At 61.5% G+C, this 24,699-nt stretch carries 21 protein-coding genes and 1 tRNA gene; 13 read left to right on the top strand and 9 right to left on the bottom strand.

Annotated features, from left to right (window positions below):
• The first annotated feature begins 15 nt into the window (after positions 1-15).
• The 7 genes from PO78_RS07805 (at position 16) to pth (ending at position 5,761) form a co-directional block, all read left to right on the top strand.
• Complete coding sequence (locus tag PO78_RS07805) at positions 16-1,731, top strand: tetratricopeptide repeat protein (RefSeq protein WP_004308349.1); 1,716 nt, start codon at positions 16-18, stop codon at positions 1,729-1,731.
• Positions 1,728-2,330 carry a lipoprotein insertase outer membrane protein LolB gene (gene lolB / locus PO78_RS07800; RefSeq protein WP_004308351.1) on the top strand — a complete coding sequence of 201 codons (603 nt, stop codon included), beginning with the start codon at positions 1,728-1,730 and terminating at the stop codon, positions 2,328-2,330. The genes PO78_RS07805 and lolB overlap by 4 nt, the downstream gene beginning before the upstream one ends.
• On the top strand, positions 2,312-3,199 hold the full coding sequence (gene ispE / locus PO78_RS07795; RefSeq protein WP_043743063.1) for a 4-(cytidine 5'-diphospho)-2-C-methyl-D-erythritol kinase: 888 nt from the start codon (positions 2,312-2,314) through the stop codon (positions 3,197-3,199). Before lolB ends, ispE begins: the two co-directional genes overlap by 19 nt.
• 39 nt (positions 3,200-3,238) lie before the next feature.
• Positions 3,239-3,315 (top strand) — tRNA-Gln (locus tag PO78_RS07790).
• A 91-nt stretch (positions 3,316-3,406) separates the two neighbouring features.
• The gene (locus PO78_RS07785; protein WP_004308356.1) at positions 3,407-4,357 is read left to right on the top strand and encodes a ribose-phosphate pyrophosphokinase; all 951 of its coding nucleotides are present in this window, start codon (positions 3,407-3,409) and stop codon (positions 4,355-4,357) included.
• Positions 4,358-4,444: 87 nt separating this feature from the next.
• The gene (locus tag PO78_RS07780) at positions 4,445-5,047 is read left to right on the top strand and encodes a 50S ribosomal protein L25/general stress protein Ctc (RefSeq protein ID WP_004308358.1); all 603 of its coding nucleotides are present in this window, start codon (positions 4,445-4,447) and stop codon (positions 5,045-5,047) included.
• Between the two features lie 33 nt (positions 5,048-5,080).
• The gene (gene pth, locus PO78_RS07775; RefSeq protein ID WP_004308360.1) at positions 5,081-5,761 is read left to right on the top strand and encodes an aminoacyl-tRNA hydrolase; all 681 of its coding nucleotides are present in this window, start codon (positions 5,081-5,083) and stop codon (positions 5,759-5,761) included.
• Between the two features lie 6 nt (positions 5,762-5,767).
• Here the strand turns inward: pth and PO78_RS07770 are convergent, their stop codons facing one another.
• Positions 5,768-6,742, bottom strand: coding sequence for an ATP adenylyltransferase family protein (locus PO78_RS07770; protein ID WP_004308361.1), 975 nt, complete (start codon positions 6,740-6,742; stop codon positions 5,768-5,770).
• A 421-nt stretch (positions 6,743-7,163) separates the two neighbouring features.
• Here PO78_RS07770 and ychF point away from each other — a divergent pair, with 421 nt between their 5' ends.
• From ychF to PO78_RS07755, 3 genes are all read left to right on the top strand, one after another.
• A complete protein-coding gene (gene ychF, locus PO78_RS07765) occupies positions 7,164-8,255 on the top strand; it encodes a redox-regulated ATPase YchF (protein ID WP_043743061.1) in 1,092 nt (363 codons plus the stop codon).
• Between the two features lie 221 nt (positions 8,256-8,476).
• Positions 8,477-9,670 carry a tyrosine-type recombinase/integrase gene (locus tag PO78_RS07760; protein ID WP_043743058.1) on the top strand — a complete coding sequence of 398 codons (1,194 nt, stop codon included), beginning with the start codon at positions 8,477-8,479 and terminating at the stop codon, positions 9,668-9,670.
• On the top strand, positions 9,651-10,337 hold the full coding sequence (locus tag PO78_RS07755; RefSeq protein WP_023109358.1) for a hypothetical protein: 687 nt from the start codon (positions 9,651-9,653) through the stop codon (positions 10,335-10,337). The genes PO78_RS07760 and PO78_RS07755 overlap by 20 nt, the downstream gene beginning before the upstream one ends.
• Before the next feature lie 39 nt (positions 10,338-10,376).
• Here the strand turns inward: PO78_RS07755 and PO78_RS07750 are convergent, their stop codons facing one another.
• The 8 genes from PO78_RS07750 to PO78_RS07715 form a co-directional block, all read right to left on the bottom strand.
• Positions 10,377-11,999: a type I restriction-modification system subunit M gene (locus tag PO78_RS07750; RefSeq protein ID WP_043743055.1), complete on the bottom strand. Its 1,623-nt coding sequence runs from the start codon at positions 11,997-11,999 to the stop codon at positions 10,377-10,379.
• Entirely contained in the window at positions 11,996-13,111 is a 1,116-nt protein-coding gene (locus PO78_RS07745) for an AAA family ATPase (protein ID WP_043743052.1), read from the bottom strand. The genes PO78_RS07750 and PO78_RS07745 overlap by 4 nt, the downstream gene beginning before the upstream one ends.
• Positions 13,108-14,361, bottom strand: a complete 1,254-nt coding sequence (locus PO78_RS22205; RefSeq protein ID WP_043743049.1) for a restriction endonuclease subunit S — start codon at positions 14,359-14,361, stop codon at positions 13,108-13,110. Before PO78_RS22205 ends, PO78_RS07745 begins: the two co-directional genes overlap by 4 nt.
• Positions 14,358-15,521: an RNA-binding domain-containing protein gene (locus PO78_RS07735; RefSeq protein ID WP_043743047.1), complete on the bottom strand. Its 1,164-nt coding sequence runs from the start codon at positions 15,519-15,521 to the stop codon at positions 14,358-14,360. Before PO78_RS07735 ends, PO78_RS22205 begins: the two co-directional genes overlap by 4 nt.
• Positions 15,503-18,145: a TrlF family AAA-like ATPase gene (locus PO78_RS07730; RefSeq protein WP_043743044.1), complete on the bottom strand. Its 2,643-nt coding sequence runs from the start codon at positions 18,143-18,145 to the stop codon at positions 15,503-15,505. The genes PO78_RS07735 and PO78_RS07730 overlap by 19 nt, the downstream gene beginning before the upstream one ends.
• Positions 18,142-21,120: a type I restriction endonuclease subunit R gene (locus PO78_RS07725; RefSeq protein WP_043743042.1), complete on the bottom strand. Its 2,979-nt coding sequence runs from the start codon at positions 21,118-21,120 to the stop codon at positions 18,142-18,144. The genes PO78_RS07730 and PO78_RS07725 overlap by 4 nt, the downstream gene beginning before the upstream one ends.
• 67 nt (positions 21,121-21,187) lie before the next feature.
• Positions 21,188-21,397 carry a helix-turn-helix domain-containing protein gene (locus PO78_RS22200; RefSeq protein ID WP_023109365.1) on the bottom strand — a complete coding sequence of 70 codons (210 nt, stop codon included), beginning with the start codon at positions 21,395-21,397 and terminating at the stop codon, positions 21,188-21,190.
• A gap of 609 nt (positions 21,398-22,006) precedes the next feature.
• Complete coding sequence (locus tag PO78_RS07715) at positions 22,007-22,744, bottom strand: hypothetical protein (protein ID WP_023109366.1); 738 nt, start codon at positions 22,742-22,744, stop codon at positions 22,007-22,009.
• Between the two features lie 129 nt (positions 22,745-22,873).
• On the opposite strand from PO78_RS07715, the gene PO78_RS07710 reads away from it, so the two are divergent.
• From PO78_RS07710 to tnpB, 3 genes are read left to right on the top strand one after another with little or no spacing between them, the layout of a single operon-like run.
• Positions 22,874-23,857, top strand: a complete 984-nt coding sequence (locus PO78_RS07710; protein WP_197068748.1) for an ATP-binding protein — start codon at positions 22,874-22,876, stop codon at positions 23,855-23,857.
• A gap of 45 nt (positions 23,858-23,902) precedes the next feature.
• Complete coding sequence (gene tnpA, locus PO78_RS07705; RefSeq protein ID WP_043743039.1) at positions 23,903-24,298, top strand: IS66 family insertion sequence element accessory protein TnpA; 396 nt, start codon at positions 23,903-23,905, stop codon at positions 24,296-24,298.
• Positions 24,295-24,642, top strand: a complete 348-nt coding sequence (tnpB, locus tag PO78_RS07700; RefSeq protein ID WP_043743036.1) for an IS66 family insertion sequence element accessory protein TnpB — start codon at positions 24,295-24,297, stop codon at positions 24,640-24,642. The genes tnpA and tnpB overlap by 4 nt, the downstream gene beginning before the upstream one ends.
• Positions 24,643-24,699: the final 57 nt, after the last annotated feature.

The following is a 24,699-nucleotide window of genomic DNA, read 5'->3' as shown; positions in this document are numbered from 1 at the left end:
CCCGGAATTCCTCCCATGAAAACCCAGCTCGCCCGCATCGCCCGCTCCCTCTGCCTGGCCTTCGCGCTCGGCGCCGGCGGGGTCGCGACGGCGGCCAGCGGCGAGGCCGGCGAGGGCAACCTGCCCGCGCAGGAACTCACGCCGCGCACGCTGTACCACTTCCTGCTCGCCGAGATCGCCGGCGCGCGCGGCCAGATCGGCCTGTCGGCACAGCTCTATCTCGACCTCGCGCGCAGCACGCGCGACCCGCGCATCGCCCGCCGCGCCACCGAGATCGCGATGTACTCGCGCAACCTCGTGATGGCGCGCGGCGCCGCGGAGATCTGGACCGAGGTCGCCCCCGACTCGGACGAGGCGCGCCGGGTACTCGCCGGGCTGAGCGGCGCCGGCCGCGGCGAGGACATCAACCTCGAGGCCATCCAGTTCCAGCTCGCGCGCGTGCTCGCGCAATCGAACGGCCGCCTCGCGCAGAACCTGCTGAGCCTCGGCCATACCCTCGCCCGCGTACCCGACAAACAGGCGGTGCGCGGCATCGTGATGCGCCTGACCGAACCCTACGTCGAGATGCCCGAGGCGCACATCGCCCGCGCGCAGGCGGCACAGGCGGTCGAGGACAGGATGGGCGCGCTCGCTGCGGTGGATCGCGCCCTCGAGCTGCGCAGCGGCTGGGAACCCGCGGTGCTGCTGAAGGTGCAGATCCTCCAGCAGGCAGGCGCGCACACGGAGGCCCTGCGCGTGCTCGAGGCCGAGGCCGCGCGCGCGCCGGCGAGCCGGTCGCTGCGCCTGGCGAAGGCGCGTGCGCTGGTGAGCGCGCAGCGCTTCGGCGAGGCACGCGCGGCCTTCAACCAGTTGCTCGAAGCCTCGCCGCAGGATCCCGAACTGCTCTATGCGGTGGGCCTGCTGTCGATGCAGCTCGAGGACTTCGCCGCGGCCGAGCTGCACTTCGCACGCGCGCTCGCCGCGGAGCACCCGCAACCCGACCTCATCCGCCTTCACCTGGGCCAGATCGCCGCCGACCGCGGCGAGGGCGAGCGCGCACGCAAGTGGTTCGGCGAGATCGAGAGCGAGGACCTCCGTCCCGAGGCGGACATCCGCAGCGCCCTGAGCCTCGCGCACGAAGGACGCATCGAAGAGGCGCGCGCCCTGTTACGCAACGACGTCGAGGATCCCGACCTCGCCCGCCGCTACCTGCTCGCCGAGGCGCAGATCCTGCGCGACGCCGAGCGTCCGACCGAGGCCCTCGCGCTGCTCGATGCCGCCCTGCGCGAGAACCCCGAAGACACCGGCCTGCTCTACGAGGCCGCCATGCTCGCCGAGCGCATCGGTCGCATGGACCTGCTCGAAGCGCGCCTGCGCCGCGTGCTCGAGCTGCAGCCCGATCATGCGCATGCGCTCAACGCGCTCGGTTATTCGCTCGCCGACCGCGGCCTGCGCCTGGACGAAGCCGAGGCGCTGATCGCACGCGCGCATGCGCTCATGCCGCAAGACCCCTTCATTCTCGACAGCCTCGGCTGGGTGCGCTTCCGCCGCGGCGATCAGGTCGGCGCGCTCGTCCACCTGGAGCGCGCCTATGGCATGCGCAAGGACGCCGAGATCGCCGCCCACCTCGGCGAGGTGCTATGGACACTCGGCCGTCGGGACGAGGCCCGACGGATCTTCGCCGAGGCGCTCGCAGCCCACCCCGACAACCGTCTGCTGACGGACACCGGCCGCCGACTGGGCATCCAGTGAGCCGACGCCCCCCGCATCGCTCGCAAGGCCTGCGCCGGACCCTGCTGGGCGGCGCCTGCGCACTGCTGCTTGCGGCATGCACGCCGACGCTGGTGCGCGACGGCGCTCAGCCCGCCGCGCGTCCCTTCCTGCCCGCGTTCGCGGTCGAGGGGCGGCTGTCGGCCACCGACGGCCGTAATGCGGCGAGCGGGCGCTTCGAATGGGTGCATGACGACGAGCAGGACCGCCTCACCTTGTTCAGCCCCCTCGGCCAGGTCGTCGCCCTGCTCGAGGGCGATCCTGCGGGCGCCAGCCTGGAGGCTGCAGACGGCAGCCGGCGCGAGGCCGCCGACGTGGACGCGCTGCTGCCCGAGGCGCTCGGCGTCGACCTGCCCGCCGCGCGCCTGCCGCGCTGGATCCAGGCCGCCCCGGCGGCCGACGCCGAGGTGCGCATCCTCGACGCCGCCGGTCGTCCGCAGCTCGTCTTCGACCAGGGCTGGCGCATCGACTACGCCGGCTATGCCGACGACACCGCCGCGGCCGCACCGCAACGCCTCGAAATCTCGCGCGGCGATGCCCGCGTGCGTCTGATCATCGATTCATGGACCGCCCTGCCCTGAACACCCTGCACACCCCCGACTGCAGCGATCCCGCGCGACTGGCCGCCTGCCCCGCGCCGGCCAAGCTCAACCTCTTCCTCCACGTCGTCGGCCGCCGCGCCGACGGCTACCACCTGCTGCAGACCGCATTCCGCCTGCTCGACTGGGGCGACACGATCGACTTCGCCGTACGCACGGACGGCGCGATCCACCGCCGCAACGAGGTGCCCGGCGTACCCGAGGCCGCGGACCTGGTGGTGCGCGCCGCCCGCCTGCTGCAGGCGCACACCGGCTGCGCGCTCGGCGCCGACATCACGGTGCACAAGGTGCTGCCGATGGGCGGCGGGATCGGGGGCGGCAGTTCGGACGCGGCGACCACGCTGATCGCGCTCAACCGCCTTTGGGGCACCGGGCTGTCACGCGCGCAACTCCAGGCGCTCGGGCTGCAGCTCGGCGCCGACGTGCCGGTGTTCGTCTACGGCCGCGACGCCTTCGCCGAAGGCGTGGGCGAGGCGCTGCAGGCGCTCGAACTGGCGCCGGCCTGGTACGTGGTGATCTCGCCCGGGGTCCAGGTGCCGACCGCCGAAATTTTTTCGGCGGGGGACTTGACGAGAAATACGCCCCCCATCAGAATGGCGGACTTCGCAGCAAGCACTACGCGAAACGACCTGCAGCCGGTTGCGTGCAGTCGCTACCCCGAAGTCTTGCGTGTGATCGAGTGGCTGGATGTGCATGCACCGGCCCGCATGACAGGCTCGGGCGCCTGCGTGTTCGCGGAAGTCTCCTCGGAAGAAGAGGCCGACCGCATCACGAAAGATTGTCCGCCACGCTGGAAGGCTTGGAAGGCGCGCAGCATCGCTCGCCATCCGCTTTACGAGTGGTTACAATAGTGCCCGCGCAGCACTCGACGCGCAGCGAAAAAGGTTTCTTGGGGAGTCGCCAAGTCGGTTAAGGCACCGGATTTTGATTCCGGCATTCGAGGGTTCGAATCCTTCCTCCCCAGCCATACAACGACGGGCAGACCATGGGTCTGCCCGAGTCGTTTTTACGCGCCGAATATTCGCTCGTCGTTCCTTACGGCACTCGGAGTAGCAGAAATGCCCCACGGCAGCCTGATGGTCTTCACCGGCAACGCCAACCCCAAGCTTGGCGCCGACGTGACGCGACGCCTGGGGATCTCCCTCGGCTCGGCCACCGTCGGCCGCTTCTCGGACGGCGAGGTCAATGTCGAACTGCTCGAGAACGTGCGCGGCAAGGACGTCTTCGTCCTGCAGCCCACCTGCTCCCCGACCAACGACAACCTGATGGAACTGCTGGTGCTGGTCGACGCCCTCAAGCGCGCCTCCGCCGGCCGCATCACCGCCGCCATCCCCTATTTCGGCTACGCCCGCCAGGATCGCCGCCCGCGCTCGGCGCGCGTGCCGATCACCGCCAAGGTGGTCGCCAACATGCTGCAGGCGGTGGGCGTCCAGCGCCTGCTGACCATGGACCTGCACGCCGACCAGATCCAGGGCTTCTTCGACATCGCGGTCGACAACGTGTACGCCGCGCCGGTGCTGCTCGCCGACCTCGACAAGCAGAAGTACGACGACCTGCTCGTCGTCTCGCCCGACGTCGGCGGCGTGGTGCGCGCGCGCGCCTTCGCCAAGCGCATGGAGTGCGACCTGGCGATCATCGACAAGCGCCGCCCCAAGGCCAACGTCTCCGAGGTGATGAACATCATCGGCGAGGTCGAGGGCCGCACCTGCGTGATCATGGACGACATCGTCGACACCGCCGGCACCCTGTGCAAGGCTGCCGCCGCGCTCAAGAAGCACGGCGCCAAGCGTGTGCTGTCCTACTGCACCCACGCGGTGCTGTCGGGCGCGGCGGTCTCGCGCATCAACGAGTCCGAGCTCGACGAGCTGGTCGTCACCGACACCATCCCGCTGCGCGACGACGCCAAGGCGTGCCCGCGCATCCGCCAGATCTCGGTGGCCTCGCTGCTCGCCGACACCATCCTGCGCATCAGCAACGAGGAGTCGGTCTCCTCGCTGTTCATGGAATAAGGCTTTCGCCCTTCCGGCCCCGCGTCGGACGGGCATCCACCGTCTCCGCCTGGTCGCGGGCGGGGACAACCCACTCAGGAGCATCACATGCAAATCGAATTCAAGGCCACCAAGCGTGACGCGCAGGGTACGGGTGCGAGCCGCCGCCTGCGTCGCGCCGGCCGGATCCCGGGCATCCTCTACGGCGGTGCGGGCGAAACCCAGCCGGTGTCGATGGACCACAACGAGCTCTACCACCTGCTGCGCAAGGAAGCCTTCCACGCTTCCGTGCTCTCGATCGAGGTCGATGGCGCCAAGCAGAACGCCGTGCTGCGCGACGTGCAATGGCACCCGTTCAAGCAGCAGGTGCTGCACCTCGACTTCCAGCGCATCGCCGCGGGCGAGAAGATGCACCTGAAGGTGCCGCTGCACTTCGTCGGCGCCGACGTCGCCCCCGCCGTCAAGCTCGGCGGCTGCATGATCTCGCACACCATCAACGAACTCGACGTGCAGTGCCTGCCCACGGACCTGCCCGAGTTCATCGAGGTCGACCTGTCGGCGCTGGAAGCCGGCCAGTCGGTGCACGTCTCGCAGATCAAGCTGCCGGCCGGCGTCGAGCTGGTGCAGCACGGCGAAGGCGACCCGGTGGTCGCGACCGCGCTGCAGGTGAAGGGTGCCGCCGAAGCCGAAGGCGAAGGCGAGCAGGCCTGATCGCCCGGCCCGGATGCAGGAGACCGACGACCGATGAGCAACGCCGCCGCGCGTCCGCCCCGTCTGATCGTCGGCCTCGGCAATCCGGGCGCCGAATACTCCGAAACCCGGCACAACGCCGGGTTTTGGTTTTGCGAGCGGCTCGCCGACCAGCTCGGCGCGCGCTACTCGTTCGAGTCGCGGTTCCATGGCCTGGTGGCCAACGCGCGTGAAGCGGGCATGTGGCTGCTGATGCCGCAGACCTTCATGAACCGCTCCGGCCAGGCGATCGGTGCGCTCGCGCGCTTCTACCGCATCGAACCGGCCGAGATCCTCGTCGTGCACGACGAGCTCGACATCCCCCCCGGCCAGCTGCGCCTCAAGTTCGGTGGCGGCCTCGGCGGCCACAACGGCCTCAAGGACACCTCCGCCCACCTCGGCACCAACGACTACTGGCGCCTGCGCATCGGCATCGGCCATCCGGGCGACCGCAACGAGGTGGTGAACTTCGTGCTCAAGCCCGCGCGGCGCGAAGAACAGCAGCAGATCGACGAAGCGCTCGACAAGGCGCTCGCGGTCTGGCCGCAGATCGTGCGCGGCGAGCTCAATGCCGCGGCGACCCGGCTCAACGTACGTCCCGCGCCGCCCAAGCCCCCGAAGCCTCCCAAGACCCCCAGGCCCGCGCAACCCGACGCCGGCACGGAACCGCCCGCGACGGACGGCTCCGCCGCCTGATCCCGCTCAGCAGCCCACCGCCGCCAGCGCGCGCAGCGGCCCGACCGCGCGGATCGCCTCGATCTGCTCGCGATGGCGTGTGTACAGCGTGCCACCGAAGCACACCGCGCTCATCGAGATCCCCTCGAAGTGCTCCCGGCTGCGCGGAATCGCCAGCAGCCAGCCATCGCCCGCGAGCAGGTTGAAGGGTGGCAGCAGCCCGTCCTCCCCCACTCCCAGGCCGAGCTCGGCACACGCACGCTCGAAGCCGGCCTGCAGGCTGTCGGCCGCCGTCTCCACCGCCTCGCCGCGACCGCAGCGCACGCGCACGAAGCAATGCCGCATCGGCAGCGCCGGATGCGTCGCCATCCCCTGCTCCGCCAGCCCTGCGGGCAGCCCGGGCGCGAACAGCCGCAGGCTGGCGTTGCCGGCATCGTCGGGCATCCACTGCACGTGCTTGTGGCGCTGGCTCGCCCCCGCAGCGGTGCCGCCGTTGTAGAGCCCGATCCCGCCCGCCTCGCCCATCAGCTCGGCGAGCGCGGCAAAGTCGCTGCGCGCGAGCGGCCGCAGCTGCTCCTCGAACTCCCGCCGCGCCAGCACCAGGTGGCGCGCGCACAGGGGGAACTTGTTCAGGATCGCCACATGGGCATCACCCACCCGTCCGACGGTGAGCGCCGGGTCGGGATTCAGGAAAGGATTGAAGTTCGGATCGCGCGGCCCGCCGGGGATCGCCACCGTCCTGTCGTCCTTGGTCACCTTGTCATTGACCACCCCACCTTGCACGCCTTCGGCCTTGCCCGCCCTGTCGCCAGCGGCGTCGGCCTGCGCCGGCGCGGCGCTCCTGCTCGCATCCTTGGCCGCGAGCGAGGACACCCAGCGCACGATGAAGCGCATGCCCGCGTCTTCCATTTCGACCTGCTCGGCCTGCACCGGCACCAGCGCCCCCGACGCCAGCGCCGCGTTGCTGCACGCATCGATCGCCTCGATCCAGTTGATGCTCATCCCTTCTCCTCCGGTGTGTTTTTGGGCAAATGCAGGATGGGCGATTGTAGGCCGGCAGCGAACCGAATGGCTCCTGGCCGGAAATGGCGAGGATGGCCGCAGGAGCCGCGACGACGCGGTCGGCCAGGCCACGGTGGATGCGGAGGTGGCGATCGCGACTCGCGTCGCTCCTACGGAAACCGGCACGGCTGCGGAAATGCACGAAGAGATCGTGCCCCGCCCCGGCCCCGCGGTCGGATCGAAGCCGCACCCAACCACGGCACCCCACCGCCTCCCTACCCCGCAGTCCGCGCACGGCGCGACCCCGCGCCCGCTTTGGAGCCCTACCCCGCGACACGGTACAATCCCCGGCTTTCCATACCGGATCAAGGCCGTAGCCCCCGATGCGGCGACGCAGCCCCCGGAACGATCAAGGATTCACATGAGCCTGAAATGCGGAATCGTCGGCCTGCCCAACGTCGGCAAGTCGACCCTCTTCAACGCGCTGACCAAGGCCGGCATCCAGGCCGAGAACTACCCCTTCTGCACCATCGAGCCCAACGTCGGCATCGTCGAGGTGCCGGATCCGCGCCTGGCCGCGCTGTCCGAGATCGTCAAGCCGCAGAAGATCCAGCCCGCCATCGTCGAGTTCGTCGACATCGCCGGCCTGGTTGCCGGCGCCTCCAAGGGAGAAGGCCTGGGCAACCAGTTCCTCGCCAACATCCGCGAGACCGACGCCATCGTGCACGTCGTGCGCTGCTTCGCGGACGACAACGTGATCCACGTCTCCGGCAGTGTCGACCCGATCCGCGACATCGAGGTCATCGACACCGAGCTCGCCCTCGCCGACATGGCCACCGTGGAGAAGGCGCTCAACCGCTACAAGCGCCCTGCCGCCTCGGGTGACAAGGAGGCCAAGATCCTCGTCGCCGTGCTCGAGAAGTGCTTCGCCCAGCTCGACCAGGGCAAGGCCGTGCGCGCGCTCGACCTGTCGAAGGAAGAATGGGCCAGCCTCAAGCCCTTCTGCCTGATCACCGCCAAGCCGGTGCTCTACGCCGCCAACGTCGCCGAGGACGGCTTCGACAACAACCCGCACCTCGACGCCGTGCGCGCCCACGCCGCCGCCGAGGGCGCCGAAGTGGTCGCGCTGTGCGCCGCGATCGAGGCCGAGATCGCCGACCTCGAGGACGCCGACAAGAAGGAATTCCTCGAGACCATGGGCCTGGAAGAACCCGGCCTCGACCGCCTGATCCGCGCCGGCTACACGCTGCTCGGCCTGCAGACCTACTTCACCGCCGGCGTCAAGGAAGTGCGCGCGTGGACCATCCACGTCGGCGACACCGCGCCGCAGGCCGCCGGCGTCATCCACACCGACTTCGAGCGCGGCTTCATCCGCGCCCAGACCATCGCCTACGACGACTTCATCCAGTACAAGGGTGAGGCCGGCGCCAAGGAAGCGGGCAAGATGCGCGCGGAAGGCAAGGAATACGTGGTCAAGGACGGCGACGTGCTGAACTTCCTGTTCAACGTCTGACCCTAGAGAGCCATTTCTCAGCATTTCACAAGATTGCTTAGAACCCAGAAAGAAGCGCTAGAACCCCGGAAATTCCGGGGTTTTTCGTTTCTATGGATTGCATGAGATTGCCCGACCTTGCTCGCGTAAAGTGACTACGCTGGTGTATACGGAGATTGGACGAGGCGACAGATGGTGTATATGATCCTTCTGTCGTTCCTCATTGCCGATCTCGTGACACCGTGCTGACAGATGCCCGCTGCCGTGCTGCCAAACCGAAGGAGCAGCTCTACCGCCTGAATGACCTTCGCGGCCTTTACCTCGAAGTGAAGCCCAATGGGGTGAAGGCTTGGCGCTACCGCTTCAAGCTGGGCGGTAAGGGGTCGTGGTTTGCGCTGGGCGACTACCCCACCGTCAGCCTTGCCGAAGCGCGGGACAAGTGCGAGGAAGCGCGGAAGCTGGTCAAGCAAGGCATCAACCCCGTCCAGCATCGGCAGCTTGAGCGCCTCAAGCGCGAACAGGATTCCGCCAATACCTTTGAGACCGTTGCCAAAGAGTGGCTGGCTCTGCGGGACTGGGAAGACATCACCAAGAAACGCCGCCTGGACATGCTGGAGCGGGTGGTCTTCCCCAGCATCGGCAAGCTCCCGGTGCGCGACATCACCTCGGCGCACGTTCTCGACATCCTCACCAAGACCGTGAAGCGCGGTGCGCCGACCGTTGCCGCCGAAGCCAAACGCACCATGTCCGGCATCTTCGAATTGGCGGTCGCCACCTTGCGGGCAGACAACGATCCTGTCTGGCCCGTCCGCAAGGCGCTGCCCGCCAACAAGACGCAGCACAAGACGGCGCTGACCACCGCGCAGATCGGCAAGCTGCTCAACGACTTCGACAACCACCGCTGCGGCTATCAGGTCAATTTCTGCATCCAGTTGATGTGGTGGACACTGGCACGCCCGAGCGAGACAGCAGAGGCGGAATGGGCTGAATTTGATCTCGATGCGGCGCTTTGGACGATCCCAGCCCGGCGCATGAAAGCCCGCCGCGAGCATGTTGTGCCGCTGCCGTCGCAAGCCGTAGACATGCTGCGCCGCCTGCACGCCATCAGCGGCGACCGGACGCACCTCTTTCCCGGCAGGGATGACCGCAACAGGCCGATGTCGGTGCATTCGATCCGGCAGGCGCTCAAGGTGCTGGGCTGGAGCGGCACCTACAGCCCACACGGCACCAGAACCACAGGCAGCACCCGTCTGAACGAGATGGGCTACCGCGCCGACGCCATCGAAGCGCAGCTTGCCCATTCAGAACCAAACTCGGTACGCCGTACCTATAACCATGCCACCTACCTCGAAGAGCGGCGGGACATGATGCAGGCATGGGCAGACAAGCTCGAAATCTGGAAGCGGGAGAGCACAGGTGAAGTCAGTAGAACATAGTGAGTACCTGCCCGACACGGAGGCAGGACGCTCACTATTCAGGGAGCGCCTGATTGCAAAAATTCAGCAACATCGCGATTTCAAGGCGCTGCCACACGAAATTCAGTCGAACTTCTTTGAGAAGTTAGCTGAACTCACCCTCTTCGGCACCAACAACTGTTCGGTGGAGACACACAGCCCAAGGACACGCAAGCTTGAAAAATTGGCCGACAGTTATCGCCGGGTTGCCAATAGCATTGCGCTGCTTTCGGAAATAGATGAGCTGCTGCTCGATGATGCCTTTCAACACAGCATGCCTTTGCAACAGCAAAAGAAACTGATGCGACAGCTGGCTGCCCAAGTTGATGAGCTGATAGGCGGGATGCGGCAGACGTCTACCAGCACATCTGAGCGGCTTTTGCTAGGTCTGCAGGGTGCGAGCTTGCTGAATCAACTGGGCAAGTTGGGAGTTGCCTGCAAAATCAATAATGACTTTCAGACAATCACCAAAGATGCTGCAGAGCAGCGCGACGCAAGCAAGCAAACACAGCGCTTGATGCCAGATTTGTCGCAGAGCATGACACTTGCCATGCTCTGCGCCATGCTCATTCTCTTCAACAACGGGCAGCTCGTTGAATGGAGCTACTGCCGCAGACTGTTGCTGGAAGGGAAAAGGGTTTCCAGGTAAGCGGCAGACTGAACCAATCTTCCAGCATCAGTATTTGGCTCAAGGCAACAGTGGCAACCCCAACTCAGCCAGATACTGATTGTGGCGCGCCTTGGCATCTGCAATCTTCTTCTCGGTGGCAACCAGGTCGGCATGAACCGCTGCCAGGTCGATCTCTTCCTCAGTTTGCGCGGTGCTCACATAGCGCGAGATGTTCAGGTTGTAATCGTTCTTCTCGATTTCTTCCATGCTCACCCGGCGCGAGTAACGCGGCGCTTCCTTGCGGTAGCGGTAGGTGTCGATAATTTGGTCAATGTGCTCCGGCAAGAGCTGGTTCTGGCGTTTGCCCTTCTCATAATGCTCGGCGGCATTGATGAACAGCACGTCGTCCGGCTTCTTGCACTTTTTCAGCACCAGGATGCACACCGGTATGCCAGTGGAGAAGAACAGGTTCGCCGGAAGGCCGATCACGGTGTCGATATGCCCATCCTTGAGCAGTTTGGTGCGAATGCGAGCCTCGGCACCGCCACGGAACAGCACACCGTGGGGCAGGATGATCGCCATCACACCATCTTGCTTGAGGAAGTGGAAGCCATGCAGCAGGAAGGCAAAGTCAGCAGCAGACTTCGGTGCCAGGCCGTAATTCTTGAAGCGCACGTCTTCGCCCAGCGCCTCGCTCGGCTCCCAGCGATAGCTGAACGGCGGGTTGGCCACCACCGCGTCGAACTTCGGCATCTTCGCTGGGTTGGTTTCGCGCAACATATCCCACTCGTTGAGCAGGGTATCGCCATGGAAAATCTCGAACTCCGAGTCCTTCACCCCGTGCAGCAGCATGTTCATGCGAGCTAGGTTGTAGGTGGTGATGTTCTTTTCCTGGCCGTAAATCTTACCAATGCCATGCGGCCCCATCAGACGGCGCACATTGAGCAGCAAGGAGCCCGAGCCGCAGGCAAAGTCGAAGACGCTATCCAGATGCGGGCGCTTGCCGGTGGCTGGCTCCTGGCTGTCCAGCGTGACGATGGCCGACAGGATGTCTGAAATGCGCTGCGGCGTGTAGAACTCGCCGGCCTTCTTGCCCGAGCCTGCCGCAAACTGGCCGATCAGGTACTCGTAGGCATCACCCAGCGTGTCGCTATCGGTAGAGAACTGCCCCAGCCCCTTGGCGATCTCGGCGATGATCTTGCACAGGCGGCCATTGCGCTCGCTGTAGGTCTTGCCCAGCTTGTCCGACGCCAGATTGATCTCCGAGAACAGGCCCCGGAAGGTGCTGGCGAAGGACTCTTCCTCGATGTACTTGAAGCCCTTCTGCAAGGTATGCAGCAGCTCGGCATCCTGCGTGCGCGCCATCTCGGCGATGTTGCCCCACAGGTATTGCGGCTCAATCACGTAATGCACCTTGCGGCGCATCTGTTTCTCGAATTCGGGTACGTCGTCCAGATTTTCCTCGTACCACGCTTGAAGTGGCGTATTCACGCCGGTCTGCCTCAACACATCGGAAGGAAGCTCTGGATAGTCCGCCCCCAGCTCCTTTTGCGCGGCGGCCTCGTAGTTGTCCGACAGATAGCGCAGGAAGAGAAAAGCCAGCATATAGTCGCGGAAGTCGTCCGCATTCATCGCGCCACGCAGCTGGTCGGCGATGGCCCAGAGGGTCTTGCCCAGTTTTTGTTTTTCGAACTCAGTCATGGTGTACCTGCTGTTGCGACCTCAGAAACTTGAGGGAACAAATCGGGATTGAAGGGGTAGCAATTCAGGAAGTCGTTCAGAATCTTCTTGAAGTAAGCCTTGTTCTCATCGAGCATCTGCTGCGGCTCATACAGCGAGTAGTTGCCGTGACTGAGGATGTTGATCAGGCGCGCGTGCAAAATGCCGTCGGGGTCATCATCTTCTTGCTTGATGCAGGCCGAGAAGTTCTTGTGTCCGTGGAAGCTCGCCGTCTTCTCCAGAATCGTGCGCAGCATGTTGAAATGGTGCGTGAACAAGCGATCTTCCTGTGCAGCCTGATAGAGTTCCGCCAAGGCCGCAACGTGGTGGAAGAAGGGCGTATCGCCCTCTTCGGGCCGTAGCAGATAGCCGCCGCTGGGCGGGTGCTTGTTGATCACATAGCGGCGCGCCTTGCCCAGCTCGTTACAGAGCACATTGAAAAACAAGGTGTGGTGCGTGGAGAGCACTGTCTTGAGCCGATTGTCCTGCCGCTTGAGCAACTGCGCCAAGTGATTGGCGACGGCAATGGCGTTGTGTTCATCCAGCGACGAGATCGGGTCGTCGATATACAGGTACTTCACCCATTGGTACGCCTCGATATCGGCGTCCATCGCCAGTTCGACCACAGCCAGAAAAAAACACCAGATGAAGATGTTTTCCTCGCCACGTGACACCTTAATGTTGTCAGCGGTCTGGCCATCCGCCAAGCGCGAAAAGCGCACCGCCCACTCTGGGCCCTCGGTGTCGATCCGGAAGTCGAAATCCGCGTAACGCCGCAGCAATGGGCGGATGCGGTTGTCCATCTCCAGATCGAACAGCCCCTGAAAGAAGCGCGAATCCCTGTTGAGCAGCAAGCGCCGGTCCGCATCGCCTGCCAGATCATTGTTCCAGTGGAACAGGTCTTCAGTGAATGCGTTGAAATACAGGGTATCGCGAGCGTCGTCCTGCTTGCCCCTGTCCTTGAAGGCCATGGACAGCCGCGTCTTGCCGGTGCCGTTGTAGGCATAGAGCAGGATGGTCTTCTTGTTCTCCAGCTCGCTGCGCAGATGAGCGGCCAGCGCGGGCAAGTCGGCGAAGGATTGGGCGGGCTTCATGCGCCTACCTCATCCAGCACAGGGAATAACTGCTGCATCAGGCCCTTTTTGTGGGTCTTGAGGGCGTCGATTTTCTGGGTTTGGGCGGTAATGAGATCGTCGAGGGAGGATAGGCAGTCGGCGATATGTTCTTGCTCACTTGGATTTGGAAAAAACAAACTGATTGCCTTAATGATTTCTCCAGAAAGATTTCCTTGCCCACCTTGAATAAAGGTTGCAATGATCCATTCCTTCTTGTGCGACAAGTATTGATAAACAAATCTGTCACTGGTTTCGTGCCTTAGGCAAAGAATGGCTTGATTTATAGCGCCGTTGATCTTCGATAGCGCCACATCACCGCTGTTAGCCCCATACAAAGCGACTAGAATGTCGCCCGCCCTAACCAGCTTGGCTGCTGAATTCTCTAGTCCTTCGTTGGTTAAAAAAAGCTCCGTCTTAACTTTGTCGATTTCAGCCGATCGAATAAATGGAATCTCGCCACCATAAAAACTCTTATTTGTTGTACTTGGTGTGCCGCCACTAAACGACTCGCATGAATTACCGATAGTCTTAGGTTTCCACTCCCCCGCCTCCCGAAACTCCGGGAACCGCAGCCGTGGCACGGTTTCGCCTTCGCGGGGGAAAAGCTGCTGCATCAGGCCCTTTTTGTGGGTCTTGAGGGTGTCGAGCTTGTAAGTTTCCGCCGCGATCAGATCATCCAGCGAAGACAGGCAGTCAGCGATTTTTTGTTGTTCTGCATGGCTTGGCACTGGAATTGCCACGCCATAAAAAGCCTCCTTACTGATATTGAGCAGTCCATTGCTCCTTGCTCCGCTTGTAATGTGCTTTCTCAGCTGGATGCCATGCACATTCCGTTCAAAGCATTGACGATAAAAGCCATTCTCGTATCCATTTTTCAAGCGAAAGCAGATAAAAACATTAGGTGCTGCAACTTCACCCCAACCTTGAAGATCGTATACGCAACCTTGTGGGAACTTGAGAGAGTTCCCCTTGTTATAAACAAAGTCACCATCACGCACTACGGTGTATAGCTTGTATTGGCTCCCGGAAATATCCCGTCCAAATTTCTCTGCCTGTGGTACAAAACCAATTCCGGCAGAGATACTCACCGGCGTGAGTTTTCGCTCGCCCACCCGTTCTTCAACCGGTTCAGATACTTCGCCCAATGTAGGACTTTGCCACTCGGCTGTATTCTTGAACTCAGGAAACCGTAACCGAGGCACCAAGGGCTGTTTTTTATTGCCACTCATGCCGCTTGCTCCTGCGGCCGTTTCACGATGGCCTTGAACAGATTCCCCGCCCGGTCGTCGATCAGTTCAATCTGCGGCCAGGCCCGCAAGGCGCGCAGCAGGCCGCTGCCCAGTCCGCGATAGGGCAGCAGCTTGGCGGCAAAGGACGCCAGGATTGGGTTGCGCATATTGGAGTTGCCTGCCTTGATGTTTTCGATGGTCAGGTTATTGGGCAGATGACCGGGACTGATGATCTCGACCCGATCGGCAAACACCAGCACGCGCACCGGCGCGCTGATGAAGTAGTCGCGGTGGATGAGCGCGTTGGCGACCAGCTCTTCCCAGACGATGCGCGGAATCTCCGATTGGCCTTGGGAGTTGAAGCCCTGTTCACCCTGAGTGGCACGGGTGTTAGCGACGATGAAGCCGAGCGTCTGCTGGAATACATCGGCCAGCTTACCGGTGATGTCGCGGCTGTCGATGTAGCGCTGGTCTTCGATCTCATTGCCGACAAAAGCCACCGCCTTGACGATGAAGGCAGGCAGTGCGTACTGCGGCGCTTTGGCAAACAGCAGACTGCCCGCCACATTGAGCTGCCCGTGGTTCATCAGGTTCATGTTGGTCAAGAGCTGCGGCAGCGGTTGCTTGTGCTGGGCGAGCGGCTCGCCAAATTGCTGTTCGAAAAAGGTTGCGAAATAGGGCAGGTCCACATCGCCCGCGCTCAAGCCCGCCACAGGCGTCTCATCCGCATGCACCAGACCCGCCTGCTGGAACAGGCGCTGGATTTCTTCACGCGAGGTGGCTCGGCGCTTGTCCGAGCCGTTCTTTACCCAGATGGCGCCGTTCTTGTCCATGTAGGGTTTGCTGACGCCTTCCACAACGGTGACCACCATTACGGTGCCGTTGGGGTGCGGCACATTTTCGGTGAGCGGGTTCACCGCAGGCCGCACGTTTTGTGAGGCACTGTTGGAGATGAGCTGGTTCAGGCGGTCAATGTCCGCGTGAGACAAGCCCAGCACCGTGCCGTCGTTTTGCACGCCAATGAAAATCTGCCCGCCAGCGGTGTTGGCGAAGGCCACGATCTCCGCCGCCAGCGCGTCGGCATTGGTGAAGTTCTCTTTGAACTGATGGCGGCTGTCTTCGCCACGGCTCAAGCAGTCGATCAGTTCTGTGGTTTCCATAGGTTGTAAACCTCTTTGCGTCGGTTGAAGGCTTCCTGGCCTCCTTCCATGATGTTGATGATGGCGTCCTGCACCGGACGAGCGTCGATGCTGCCGCTTTGTACGGTGACTTGCTCATCCTGATAGCGGCAGGCATGCACTTGCTCCGCATCACCCAGCACCGGAAAGTTGGCGTTGTGGGTAGCGAAGATGAATTGGGCGTGAGGCTTCATCTCGCGCAGCAGCTTGATCACGTCGTCGTAGATGGTCTGGTTGTCCAGATCGTCTTCCGGCTGGTCAATGATGATCACGTCGTTCTGGCGCTGGCTGAGCACATATAGCAGCAACGCGGAAGCACGCTGCCCGAGCGAGTGGTGCTTGAGTTCCTTGCCGCGATAGCGAATGACGAAACGGTTGGGCACCTGCCAGGTGACGAACTCCGTCAGGTTCTGCATAAAGGTCTTTTCGAACACCTCCGGCGTGCTGCCCGCTTTTTTCAAGGCGTTTGGCAAATCACGCAGCAGGCCGCCGAAATCGGCATAGTCCTCCATCACGGCGCGCAGGGTGGTTTCGCGGATGTTGCTGCCCTTGAAGAGCTGCTGCATGAAGCCGATGGCGGCTTCCTTGTCGCCTTTGAAGTCGGCTTCGATCTGCAAGGCGGTATGGCCAGCGTTCACCCGATCCAGTTCGGCCTTGATGGCGTTGAACTCGCGCAGCCACAGGCCGTTGAGCTTGTCGATCTCGGCAAACAGTGCGTCGCGGATACTGCTTTGCTGGCTTTCCTGCTTGGCGAGCGCCTCCAGCATTTGCTCCGCCTTGGTTTTACGCTGCTGTTGGGTCAGGAAGTCATCCGGCTGGATGGCCGTCATGCCGGTCTGCTTGAGTTCCTGAGCCAGCTGACGTTCGACCTGGGCAAACTCTTCCTGAAGACTCTGGCGCGCGGCATCGAACTCGCCTTGTTTGAATTGAAGCCGGGAGGTAACAGCGCGGGCCTCTTGCTCGATTTGCTTGAGCTGATCGACTTTGGCAACGAGATTGGCAAATTCGGCGTAATAAGCCGTGAAGAAATCGGGGTTCTGCTTGGAGACGTAGCTCGTGGCATTACGCAGATCGTCTTCGTGCTCGGCGATCAATTGCCCGAGGGCGAGCACAAAGCTGTCTGCCCGCTCCTTCATGCGTGCCAGTGCACTGGCATCCTGCTGGAAGCCAAGGCGCTTTTGCAGCTTGTCGGCAACCCCGTACTCTTCAAATTTCTTCAGCCGGAAGTTGGCATCGGTGAGCTGGGACTGGTAATCACGCCTGAGTTCGGCAGTATTGTTGAGCTTGAGCCAGCGACTTGCTGCATCACGCACATGCTGGCGTTGGGTTTCGATTTCGTCTCGCAGTGTGCGGAGCTTTTCGCCCACCAGCTTTTCCACTAGATCGGTCTCGAAACCTTCGCCGGTGCTGGAAAGGTCTTTCTGCCCGAAGTAGATCGGACGGCGCAGTACGGTTTCCCGGATCGATACACCGGGCTGCAATTTGCCGTCCAGATAGACGTTCGGCGCTTCGCGAAAAATGCGGGAGATGGTGAATTCCTGTCCGTATACGTCACAGGCCGTCAGCGTCACCTTGCCGCCGCTGCCCAGAGTGTGGCGGATCAGTTCATCCTTGTACTTGGTGTCCTGCGCCTTCTCCCCGCGAGGAATATCGAGGGCGTAGCGCACTGCTTCCAGAATGGAAGACTTGCCGCTGCCCCGGATGCCGATCAACGTGTTCAGTTCAGGCGAGAAATGCAGCGTTTTCCCGTCAAGGATGCCCCCGTCAAAGTGAATGCTGCGGATGTGCGATGCGAGATGCTTGGGCGGCTCCGTGGCGACCCGCGAAGCAGAATCGCTCAGAGCAAACTTGACCGCCTCAAAGGACAGTTCACCCAATTTGAGGTAACAGGCTTTGCCCTGACCAATCTCTTCGATGCATTTGGCGTCGCAGCCTTCCAGTTCGGCGGGGTACCAGCCACCTAGATGCTGCTGCGTTTTAGTCCGGCAGGGTTTGCTTTTCTCTTGCAGCTTGTTGTACGTGCGTACCTTTTGGAAGCCCAACGTGCGACGGCGGAAGAATTCGTTCTGGCCCAGTTCGGCAAGACGCCCCCCGTCCAATTCGGCCCACAGTCCGCTCGGTGCTTCGACATGGGCAAAGACAAGGAAAAAGTCGCGGTGATAGCTTTCCAGCTTCTTGATGGTTTCCAACAGTGACAGAGAGGAACGCCCGTTTTCCTGCTCGTACTGGGCAGGGATTTTTCCTTCAAACGCAACGCCCAGGAAGGGGTTGATATGGTCATGACCATCGGCCAACCAGTCGTCGGAAAAAACAACCAAGGTGTGGATGCCATTGGCCCCGTCATTGACCGACAGCTCGACGCCGGGCAACAGCGCAATATCCTTCTTCTGCGCTGTCTTGCGCAGCGCTTTGAACTCCTCAAAATCGAACTTGTTGTGATTGGTGATGACGCCCAGCTGGATACCTGCTTTCTCCAGCGCGTTCACATAATTGCTGTTGTAGAAGTTGTCATCGCCTGTGTACTTGAACTCACGATCTGCGCGGGTGTGCAGATGGAAGTCCGCACGAACCCACTGCGCCCCCTGTGTAAAGACGGTTCCCATCATCGCCCCTCCTCATAGGCAGCCAAACCAGCAATCTCTCGACCCTGGGCGAGCTTGTGCAGCAGTGGTGTCAGCTCTTCCATCAGGGCCAACTCTTTCTGCGTGCGGGCTTTCCAGCCAAGTTCCAGCGGGGCCATCAACTCGGAGAGGCGTTCGCCATCGAAAATGCGGCGGCGCAAAATGTCATCGACAAAGGCTTGCAGCGCTGATGCGTCCAGTGTGTGGCGGTTGGCGAGATCGGTGAGTTCCCGTGTTTTTTTCTCTGCCTTGAAGCGGTCGAATCCGCTGCGGATTTGCTTTTCATCCAATGCTTCGTTGACCGGTAAGCCCCGGATGTACTCGGCAATGTCCTCACGCTCGTCGATGAACTTGGCATCGGACTGGATCAGGCCGATGAGCTGCTCACGGTTCATGGTGAGCTTGCCGGGCTTCTGCTGGGTCAGCTTGGCGATGAGGCTCATGATGTAGTCGTAGTCGATCACGCTTGAGGCGAAGAGCACGAATTCGAAATCAAGCTGCTGCACTTCTGGCGGAGCCTGATCGCCTTCCTTGCTCTGTATTTCTTTCAGACGCTTGGCGGTTTCCAGGTAGGTACTGCGGAAACTCTGCAACTGGTCGGGCGGCAGGACGGTGTCAATGTGCGCTTTCTGCTCGGGTGCCAAATCAGTGTACTGATCGAGCTGGGTTTTCAACCGCTGCACTTCCTTGAAACGGTTGACAAACTCGATGCGGGCGGTATCGCCCTTGAGGTTGTATACCGCCTCGGGTTCGCACACGAGGTTTTTGTCGGCCATGAAGCGCGACATGCCCGCCACGGCAGCTTCGTACTTGCGGATGACTTCTGCTGCGGATTCCACCAGCCAGATTTCACGCGGGTTGTCGATCTTCTCGCCGGAAAACAGTGCTATCGCGTCTTCGACCGACTTTTGCTGCTGACGGAAGTCGAGGATGTTGCCATAGGGCTTGCTGTCGTTCAGCACGCGATTGGTGCGCGAAAACGCCTGGATCAAGCCGTGATGCTTGAGGTTCTTATCCACGTATAGGGTATTGAGGTACTTGGAGTCGAAACCGGTGAGCAGCATGTCCACCACGATGGTGATGTCGATCTTTTGCGCGGCGGGGAGATCGCTGTTGGGATACTGCTGATCCTTGATGCGCTTTTGCACATCCTGGTAGTACAGGTCGAACTCGCTGATGCGATGGTTGGTGCCAAAGCGCGCGTTGTAATCGGTCACGATGCGCGTGAGCGCCGCCTTCTTGCCTTCGGGGTCTTGCTGGTTATCTTCTTTCTCTTGCGGCAGGTCTTCCTGAATCTGTTGTACGTCCTTGTTGCCCTCGGCAGGTGGAGAGAATACGCAGGCAATGTTCAGCGGACGGAACTCAGGGTCTTGCTCGGTCTTTTGTTTTTGAATCTCCGCGAACAGTTCGAAATACTCGATGGCATCGTTGATGCTGGCCGTTGCCAACACCGCGTTGAACTTGCGGCCATTGGTCGCTGCATCGTGCTTGGCGAGAATGGTTTCAATGACCTTGGGCTTGGCCACACCTTCACCAGGCTTGGGAGGATTCTTGCCTTCGGGCTTGAAGTAATCCACGTGAAAGCGCAGGACGTTGCGATCTTCGATGGCGTGGGTGATGGTGTATTGATGCAGGCAACGCTGGAAGAGGTCGTCGGTCGTGCGGTAACTGGCCTGCTGACCTTCGATCTGCTGGTAGCTGGCGTTCTTCTCGAAGATGGGTGTGCCGGTAAAGCCAAAAAGCTGGGCGTTGGGGAAGAACTCCTTGATGGCTTTGTGGTTGTCGCCAAATTGTGAGCGGTGGCATTCATCAAAGATAAACACCATGCGCTGGTTGCGTAATGGCTCCAGCCGCTCCTTGTAGTTGCGTCTGTTGGCCCCATCCAGAGCCAGGCCCAGCTTCTGAATGGTGGTGACGATGACTTTATCGGCGTAGTCATCCGACAGTAGGCGGCGCACCAGTGTCTCGGTGTTGGTGTTCTCTTCGACGCAGCCCTCCTGAAAGCGGTTGAATTCCTCGCGAGTCTGGCGATCCAGGTCTTTGCGATCCACCACAAACAGACACTTGTCGATGTCCGGATTGTCTTTGAGCAGGGTGGACGCCTTGAACGAAGTCAGCGTCTTGCCTGAGCCGGTGGTGTGCCAGATGTAGCCGTTGCCGCAATTCTGGTGGATGCACTCCACGATGGCTTTGACGGCATAGATTTGGTATGGCCGCATCATCAGCAGCTTCTGCTCGCTGGCCACCAGCACCATGTAGCGGCTGATCATTTGCCCTAGAGTGCACTTGGCTAGGAACTTCTCGGCAAAACTATCGAGCAGCGTGATTTTCTTGTTGTCTTCGCTGGCAAACTGGTAAACCGGCAAGAAGCGCTCATCTGCGTTGAAGCTGAAGTGCCGTGCGTTGTTGTTGGCGAAATACCAAGTGTCAGTGCGGTTGCTGACGATGAAGAGCTGCAGGAAGCACAGCAGTGTCTTGCTATAGCCATTGCCGGGGTCAGTCTTGTAATCAACGATCTGCTGCATGGCCCGGCGCGGGCTGACCGCCAAGGTCTTCAGCTCGATTTGCACCACCGGTACGCCGTTGATGAGCAGCATCACGTCGTAGCGGTGATGGCTGTTGTCAGTGTTCATGCGCAACTGGTTGACGACCTCAAAGTCGTTCTTGCACCAGTCCCGGATGTTCACCAAGGTGTAGTTCAGCGGCGTACCATCGTCGCGCTCGAAGCTGTTGATGTTGCGAAGCCGCTGGGCAGCGGCGTAGACATCGGGTGTGATAATGCCGTCGAGCAAGCGTTGAAACTCGCTGTCAGTCAGGTGCACGCGGTTCAGCGCCTCGAACTTGGCTCGGAAGTTGGCTTCGAGCGCGGCACGGTCGCGAATGTCGGGGCGATAGGTGTACTTGAGGTCGCCGAGCTTGGCGATCAGATCGAGTTCGATTTGTTGTTCTGTGGTCGTCATGAACCTTGCCTCAAAGACCCAAACGGTTTGCTACCGCCGTTGTTCTGGCGGGGGAATGCCATGGAGCTCATGTATGCCGACTCCCCGGCTCACCGACATCTTCATCTGCGCCGCCTGCACGCACCCATTCATCCACCTCGGAGAGCTGGAACTTCCACAGCCGCCCCACGCGGTGTGCGGGCAGACCCTTGCGCTCGCGCCAGCGGTACACGGTGTCCTTGGCCACGCCCAAGTGCTGGGCGACGTGATCGGCGGTAACCCACGGTTCTGTGCTCATGTCGATGGCGCTCGAAGGTTGCAGTTGAAAGTCGTCTTAAGTCGTTTGGAGTCTATCATTTGAATGCTGCGGAAGCAGCAAGATTGTTCTTGGCTACTGCCCTTGTGAGTTGAATGTGGTAACAAGGGGCGCAGTGCCGCACTGTCACCACCATGGCTACACACTGTCGCCATAGGGTGACCACATTGTCGCCACCATCCTTGCCACCCATTCAACACATTGTTCGCACAAGGTTGCCACGTTGTTGCCAGCATGCCGCCACACTGTTTACACAGTTAGCCGGCAGCCCGATCTGATCGCACAGATAATTTTTGCTGGTCACAAAGACCCATGCCCCGTTACTCACTAACCTGGGCACAAGATAAGCAATAACAGTCGAGGGATTTGGAATGTACGTTGTACAACTTTGGAATGTACGTGGCCGGAAATTAGCTTTTCGCTGCCTGATCATGTGCCCGAACAACAGAGCATTGGAAAGAACGTTGCGCCTTGTTGGAAACAACGTAGTGCCAGATAGGGAGTAACGGGGCATGTGACCAGCCAACGGTTATTGCGATCAGCGCAGTTCGATTTGAAAGCCCAGAGGCTGGAAGCAGCGTATTTTTTTGCCTACTGAGCTGGCGGCATGTCCGCGTTGCCGCCGCTGCGGAAATGGCTATCAACCAGCTTGGCGATGTCGCCAGGCTGGGCTCCTGCGTTGAATGCAAAGCGCAGCGCCTGCTCCAGTTGTTGCCAGCCCTGCGCTGAAGTGACATTACTGCCTAATGTTTCGGTCAGACGGAACATCAGCCCTTCCAGCAGCTCTTCGTCACCCACGTCCGATGCGGTCTGCTCCGCCAGGGCCAAGAGGACGTTGCGCGCAGATGCCAACGAGTCGATTGGTACCCCGGCCAATGCTGTAGGGGTGCTGATGACACGATCCACCCTGACGACTGTCGCCAAATCAAGGGCTTGATCGACGCCCGGCTCGATCTCCATGCGGATCAGCACATCGCCAGCCAACAGAAAGCGGGTCTTGATAAGCCCCGGCTGCTCATCCTGAAACAACCACACCGACTGCTTGTCGGCCAGCAGCTTGCCTAGCACGAGCTTGCTGTCATCCAGTGCCCCACGATCCTGCCACTGGTGCAACACGTCGCTACGCAGGCGCCCGCCTTCCACACCGAGGTGGTGCAACAGGCCGACTAGTCGTTTGGCGGAGATCACCTGCTCTTTGCCACGTAGCCAGACCGAGAGGTTGGCAGTGCGGATACCGGTGGCTTCAGCGATCCGCCCCAGCGTTTCCCCGCGCAGTCGTATCAAGGCGGCGGCAAAGCCTGGCAATTGTTCGTTGGCAAGGGTTGGCATGTCGGGATCTCTAAATTCACTGTAAATCACTATAAGACTTATTGGCTGACAAGACGAGAGTACGGAGCTTGGCGATTCGCGTAAATCGCACTTATAGTAAATTATAGTTAGGCAATCTGAGAGGCCATCATGCGCAAACCAAAGCAAGCCCGCCCGTTGCGCCTGCGGGAATACGAAGCCGCCATTGCTGCGCTCAAGGCGCGACACCCCTGGCTTGCCCGGCAAATCGTCGAACCCGCGCCGGGGCATTTGGCCGTGGTGGCACATCTGTTTGCCCAGGTGGAATGTCTGCTGCCGCCCACAGTGGTCGCACGCAAGGGCTCACTGTCGGTGAGTTGCAACCGGGATCGCCTGGCCATTCATTACCAGCCGCCGCGACGCCACAGCGAACGTGCAGCAGCCGTGTTCGATCTGATTGCCCAGACCAAGCACCTTTCGCTGCAAAAATGCCCCGTTTGCGGTGTACAGGTTGTCGGGGACGGCATCCGTCCGAAACGCTGCCCGCAACACGACGGCATCCAAGGATTGTTTGCCGAAGAAGTGCGCCGCAGCCGCCAGCTCATCGTCGAACAGGGTGTACAGCAGGTGGTGCTCGATCTGGGCAAGGTGACGACCGAAGATGTACGCGCCGCCATAGCGGTTGAAGATGAGCCCGTCCCGAGTGAAGCCAAACCGGAACAGGTTCAGGAGCAGCCGACAGAAACCGCTAAATCAATGCCCTTGCCGAGCATCGTCTTTCTCGATGAAGCCGGGCTGGAGACGTTCGTGGATCGCCACCGACCGAAAGGCGACGACAAGTTCAAGCGCGCACAGGCGATGGCGGAGCGGATCAAGCGGGCGGGCCATGGTAGCCGCCAACTGGGCCTGCTGCCCCCGGACTGGAAAGCCCTTCTGGATGAGTTCGCGCAGGCCTTTCCAAACTTCCATGAACTGGCCGAGCTGATGCGTGATCACTTCGCCTTGTCCAGTCTGGGCGATGGCCGGGTGTCCTGGCCTGCCGTGTTGCTGGTCGGCCCGGCGGGCATCGGCAAAACCGAGGCGGCACGCTGGCTTGCCGATCAGCTCGTGCTACGTAACCGTCCGAGCAACCCCGTAGTTCCCGGTCAGCGCTGAATCGCCGATCGTTGCGGCTCCCGAATTCACTTCAGGAGAGCGACGATGATGGAGCAGGACAGACTGATGGCGCTGGAAGAACCACCGGCTCAGGACCGTGGCGAAGCGGGCGTTCAGCGGCGCGTGCATCGCGACGATGCATTCTGGCGCTCGCATGAGCAGCAGCGGCGCCGGCAAGGCTTGAGCATTCCGCAGTATTGCCAGGCCACCGGCCTGGCGCTGTCGACGTTCCGGCACCGCATCAACCGCCTGGCCGCTGTCGAGGCAGGGTCGGCAGTCGGCGAAGCCGGCGGCCGGTTCATCGCGCTCGTGCAGCCAGCCTCCTCGGGGCAGGTCGATGCGATGCAGATCGAAGTCGTGCTGCCCGAATCGATGACGCTGCGCCTGCACGGGGCGGCTGCGCGGCAGGTGCTCGATCGCGTGCTGGCGCGGCTGCCGTGATCCTGTCCTCGGCGATCCGCGCCCACGTCTATAGCGAAGCGGTGGACATGAGGAAGTCGATCGATGGGCTCGCGCAGATCGTGTCGCGCTGCATGGGCATGAACCCGCTCTCGGGTCAGGTGTTCGTGTTCATCGGTCGGCGCCGCGACAAGGCCAAGCTGCTGGTGTGGGACCGCCATGGGTTCTGGGTGCTGTACAAGCGCCTGGAGCGCGGGCGTTTCACCGACCCCGCGCGGCTGTCGGCTGAGGGCCTGGCGATGAGCGAGTTGCTGGCCTGGCTCGATGGTATCGATCTGTCGCGGACACGCCGCCTGGCGCCGGTGGCGGCCAGCGTCGTGGGGTAAGTCGCGGCCGCGTGGGCAATCGGTGATTCACCGCATTCACCCGAGGTGCCGGTGCTG

It is taken from the genome of Thauera sp. SWB20 (assembly GCF_000831325.1).
In the GTDB taxonomy this organism is placed as follows: domain Bacteria; phylum Pseudomonadota; class Gammaproteobacteria; order Burkholderiales; family Rhodocyclaceae; genus Thauera; species Thauera aminoaromatica.
Note: the sequence above shows the minus strand (reverse complement) of the source record. Positions and strands in the feature narration are given on the sequence as shown.